At 45.7% G+C, this 4,581-nt stretch carries 6 protein-coding genes; 3 read left to right on the forward strand and 3 right to left on the reverse strand.

Annotated features, from left to right (window positions below):
* A partial coding sequence (locus JGK20_RS33050; protein ID WP_293233641.1) for a transposase occupies nucleotides 1–100 on the forward strand: 100 nt, incomplete at its 5' end.
* A gap of 9 nt (nucleotides 101–109) precedes the next feature.
* On the opposite strand, the gene JGK20_RS33055 is transcribed toward JGK20_RS33050, so the two are convergent.
* Nucleotides 110–394, reverse strand: a complete 285-nt coding sequence (locus JGK20_RS33055; RefSeq protein ID WP_293233642.1) for a glycosyltransferase — start codon at nucleotides 392–394, stop codon at nucleotides 110–112.
* A complete protein-coding gene (locus tag JGK20_RS33060; RefSeq protein ID WP_293191575.1) occupies nucleotides 387–554 on the reverse strand; it encodes a hypothetical protein in 168 nt (55 codons plus the stop codon). Before JGK20_RS33060 ends, JGK20_RS33055 begins: the two co-directional genes overlap by 8 nt.
* Nucleotides 555–677: 123 nt before the next feature.
* Here JGK20_RS33060 and JGK20_RS33065 point away from each other — a divergent pair, with 123 nt between their 5' ends.
* Together JGK20_RS33065 and JGK20_RS33070 are read left to right on the forward strand one after the other, a co-directional pair.
* On the forward strand, nucleotides 678–1,028 hold the full coding sequence (locus JGK20_RS33065) for a DUF433 domain-containing protein (RefSeq protein ID WP_293177052.1): 351 nt from the start codon (nucleotides 678–680) through the stop codon (nucleotides 1,026–1,028).
* The gene (locus JGK20_RS33070) at nucleotides 1,006–1,365 is read left to right on the forward strand and encodes a DUF5615 family PIN-like protein (protein ID WP_293177050.1); all 360 of its coding nucleotides are present in this window, start codon (nucleotides 1,006–1,008) and stop codon (nucleotides 1,363–1,365) included. Before JGK20_RS33065 ends, JGK20_RS33070 begins: the two co-directional genes overlap by 23 nt.
* 104 nt (nucleotides 1,366–1,469) lie before the next feature.
* On the opposite strand, the gene JGK20_RS33075 is transcribed toward JGK20_RS33070, so the two are convergent.
* Nucleotides 1,470–4,148 (reverse strand): ATP-binding protein, encoded by a 2,679-nt coding sequence (locus JGK20_RS33075; protein ID WP_293233639.1) that lies wholly within the window; start codon nucleotides 4,146–4,148, stop codon nucleotides 1,470–1,472.
* Between the last annotated feature and the right edge of the window lie 433 nt (nucleotides 4,149–4,581).

Here is a 4,581-nt window from a genome sequence, read left to right on the forward strand (position 1 = left end):
GGGAATTAACAATCGAATTAAGTTGATTAAGCGACAAGCCTATGGCTTTATGAACTTTGATAACTTTCGAGCAAGGCTATTAGCTTGCTTTTCTGATTAAGTTTGCTTATCACCTTGACTCCAGAAGAGCCAAAGATTCCATGACGCAATTAGGAAGCCCTTCTTGAGAGGAAGCAATCAGAGTAGCTACTGAGGCACGAATCAAAATGGGGATATCTCGTCGCAAGCCCAAAAAATGTACTTGCTTTTGAATTCCTAATTCTGATGCTAGTTCTCGCATTTCCTCCAAAATTATGCCATCTCCGACCAAAGCTAAGTGTACTTGAGGTCGAGCTAGTTGGGCAAATGCCTTGAGAATATTGCCAGGGCGCTTGCGGGGAATAAATTCAGCCACCGACAAGAATAAAGGGTTTTCCGACTATAGTCATGGGCTGGAGATGAAACATCGGGGGCGATCGCGAGGGATTGCCTCTAGGAAATGCTAGAAATAGAGTTGCTGAGTTTTTGCGGCCTGTACCAGTTGGGTCAGTATTGTGCCAAAAGAGCGATCGCATATCTGATTTGGTTTAGGCTAAGACAGAAAGGGCGATCGCAGCCATACCTCGCTAGAATTAAAAGTGGAATTATAGTAAAATTATAGTTAGCAGTACGATCGGCTAAAAAGGAAGGATTAAACTGTGCAACTAGAAGAATACTTCAACTTTCTAGCACCTGATGACATTCGCCTGAAAGATTCGCGGATTGGAATTGAAACTATCCTGTACGAGTACATTTATCGTGCTCGCACCCCAGAGGAAATTGCCAATATTTACACTTCGCTGAGTCTAGAACAAGTTTATGCGACCATTCTGTATTATCTTCACAACAAAGAATCTGTGAGCAATTACATCGCTGACTGGTTGGAATGGGGACGCAGAATGCGAGAGGAACAGCAGCGAAACCCGTCGCCTGCGGTGCGGAAACTGATGCAGTTAAAGGCAGAAAGAGAAGGCAAAAAGGCGAAAAATGCTCAAATATCTCATGGATGAAAATGTTAATCCAGTTTATATTAACCAACTGCGCCGGCGGGAATCAGATTTGATAATTCGGGCTGTGGGAGAACCGGATACTCCTCCCAAAGGTACGTTAGATCCAGAAATCCTAATTTGGTGTGAAGTACATAACTTTGTGCTGCTGACTAATAACCGCAAGTCAATGCCGGTACACTTAGCGGATCACATTGCCCAAAATCGCCACATACCCGGTATTTTTATCTTCAACCCCGATATGGGTATTGGGGAGACACTGGACGAGTTGATTGTGATTGCGGGAGGTTCTTTTGATGGGGAATATCAAGACCAAATTATTCACTTGCCAATTCCTTGAATTCGTTGAGGCTTGGGTTTTCACAAAGTCCGATCGCCCTTGTGTGAAAAACAGCAAGATACGCGCGTGCGTAGCTATCCTGTAGGGAATCGCCATTCCCGATTTTAGTGGCTTCCTCCCAATGACATCTGAACCCAGCGGCGAAATAGTTCCACAGCAATACAGTAGCAACCATTAATTTCTTTAACAACATCGTGGCGTTCCAGAGTTTTTAATGCTTCCTGTAAACTTGTTTCATCCATCCCTATTTCTGTACTCAGCCTGTCGAAATTCATGCCTTGTAAGTGAGGTGCTAATGCTGTTAAAATCTCTTGTTGTCCCGGTGCGCCTTCCGCTGCTTGACCCCAAACTCCTGTAAAATAGTAGCGACCTCTGGTGAAAAATTCCGGGTCATTGATGACTGTTTCTACATCTTCTACGGTAAACATTGGATCGCGGGGGCGTCCCATTTCAAATACTCGATCGTTGTAGAGGCGTACTAACAGGAATCCTACCAGTTGCGTGAGGTAGGGTTGGCCGTGAGTTAGTTCATAAATGCGATCGAGTGCTTCGGGTTTATAGTCTAGGATAAAGTCATCATCGGGATTGGCTAAAACTTGGCGAGTTGCACCTAGACTCAGGAAACCAACTCGGATGGGGATAATGCTAGCAAAAAGAGGATTGAAATAATCTGAGGTCATTTCATGCAAGGTGTGTAAGCCGGCAAAAGCTAAGGCAACTTTAGAACTCATTTGCAGTATTCCTCGCAAAAAGCCGATAAAGTCTCGATTGATTTTCCCAGCCTTAATCAATTCTTCAATTTTTTCAAACTCGTCTAAAGCAACGATCAATCCACCGTCTATATTTGCTACTACTTGTTCGATGTAGCGTCCAAAAGTGAGATAGGGTAAATTGAGTAAATCGCGATCGGCTGGAGGTGCAATCTTGACCGTTTTGGCGATCGCATCGGTGATGAATATTAGTAGTTCGCCGACTCCCTCAGAGCAATCTCCCACCCGCAGCAAATTGACATAAGCCACCTGTACCTTTGCTCCTAAGCAGTTGGTAGCATTTAACAAAATCGAAGTTTTCCCCATCCGCCGATGACCGTAGAGAGCCACAGATTGCAGGTTATTTCCCTGTACATCCTTTAGCTGTCTGATGATATCTTCGCGGCCGACAAACAGATTGCCTTGGACTGGATCGCCAATTACATAGGGATTAGTGACAGCTTTAGTAATTGAAATATCTCCGATTTTTCCTGTAACTTGCAGTAAAGATTCTTGCCATTTTTTAGCGGTTTGAATAATTAAATTTCGTTCGGCTTCTGGTAGAATATCTGGAGTATCGAGGATAGTTTCAAGTTCACCTAACGATCGGTTGAGGGCAAGGGAACGGGCAGAACGAGATACGCTATTCTGCACGACTTGCACATCGGCAATTACCCGCCGTAGAGAGGCAATTGCTTGCCAAGTATTCTCGCGTAGCCGAGGTGAAGTTGGGGAAGGTGGGAGTTTCAGGGAAGCAATTTCGGCTAGTTCTGCTGTTTGGTGAAAGCCTGTGAGAATTTTCGCTAAGGCGAACATCTCCTCTCCATAAAGCAAATCTCGGACTATGGCAAAAGCCTCTGTGGCTTTGTCTGGTTCTTGTTCATGGAGATACCAGAAACCAGCGGCAGAGGCACGGGCAGGAGTATTTAAACTAATTTCTATTTGAAAACGATCTTGTATTTGTTGTTTCCAAGGTATGAATGAAAAACTTTGTACTGCTCTTGACTTCATTGCTTCACCGAGAGAAACTGAGGCAAAACGCACCAAGTTCCAATCATAAAGATCTTCTGATAATTGAGCGACGCGATAGATAAGTTGGTCTTTTGGTGTCTCTGCTAGCACGCGATTTACAGCTTGAACAACAGGGATAAACTGAAGAGTAAATAGTAATAGTTGGTTAATGTTGTGCAATCCTGTTTCCCAATCCCGCCTCAGCCAATGAGCTATTTGAGAAGACAGGTAGGGAATGGGAAGTGGGGTAATGTGAGGAAATTGTCTATTTTGGTGTTGACGTTGGAGTAAGGTAAACGGTACAGCGAAAAGCCAATTTTCAGGACGTATCCTCGCCACGCCGGACGCCACGCCGGACGCTACGCCCAACGCCACGACGGACTCCACGCCTAACGCCACGACGGACTCCACGTTTGAAGCCGCGCTTAACATCACGCCCAATACCACGTCTGACGCCGCGCCGGACACCACGCGAGACGGCACGCCGAACGCCACACCGGACACTACGCTGGACGGTATGCCGGACGCCATGCCCAACACGATGCCCAACGCCACGCCCAATACCACGCCAGATGCCATGCCAAACGCCACGCCCAATACCACGCCAGACTCCACGCCTAATACCACGCCAGACTCCACACCAAACTCCACGCCAGATCCCATGCCGAACGCCACGCCCAACGCCACGCCCAACGCCACGCCGCGCCAATCAATAGAAATGCCTATTTCCTCGGAAAGTCTACTCAAGCCTACGGGGATAGCAAACATTAACACCAAGGCTTGTAGAATCAACTGACGTTGGACGGAATTTTGACGCAACCACTCCCACTTTTCTCGCCAGGTTTTGGTATCTTCTAAACGAGATTCACTTCCAAAAGTATACTCATAACGCCTCACAGCTTGAGGAAAGAAAAACACCCAATATAATAATCGCAGGTAGTCTAAAGGATTCCACAAAGAAAGAGGACGTTTCAGTTTGGGTGCTAAATCTAAGCGAGGAATGGGGGGATGGTTTTGATTCATAAATAGGTGGGATGAATGAATTTAAATATGGGTGATTAAGTATCGTATCCAGTAAATCAACCACGATTCTTGTAGGGGCGGGTTCGCCAACCATTCATGACAAAAATCAACAATTTCCTAAACCCGCCCCCACCCCACCAACCAAATAAATGTACCGCGAATTTATTGGTAAAATGTGAATCTTGGCTGGGGAGGGCAGGTTTATGAGATTGTCTGTTTTAGCCAATTATTGTTGGTGAACCTGCCCCTACGAGATAAATGTGAATATAAATCTCGGCTGGGGAGGGCAGGTTTATGAGATTATCTGTTTTAGGCGATTATTGTTGGTGAACCTGCCCCTTGTATCTTAAAAGAGTCAGGCGATCAAACCGTAGACCGCAGGCTATAGAACCGAAGACACGGTTGTAATCAAACCGCAGACACGGTTGTAACT

Source organism: Microcoleus sp. PH2017_05_CCC_O_A, from assembly GCF_020738785.1.
GTDB lineage: Bacteria > Cyanobacteriota > Cyanobacteriia > Cyanobacteriales > Microcoleaceae > Microcoleus.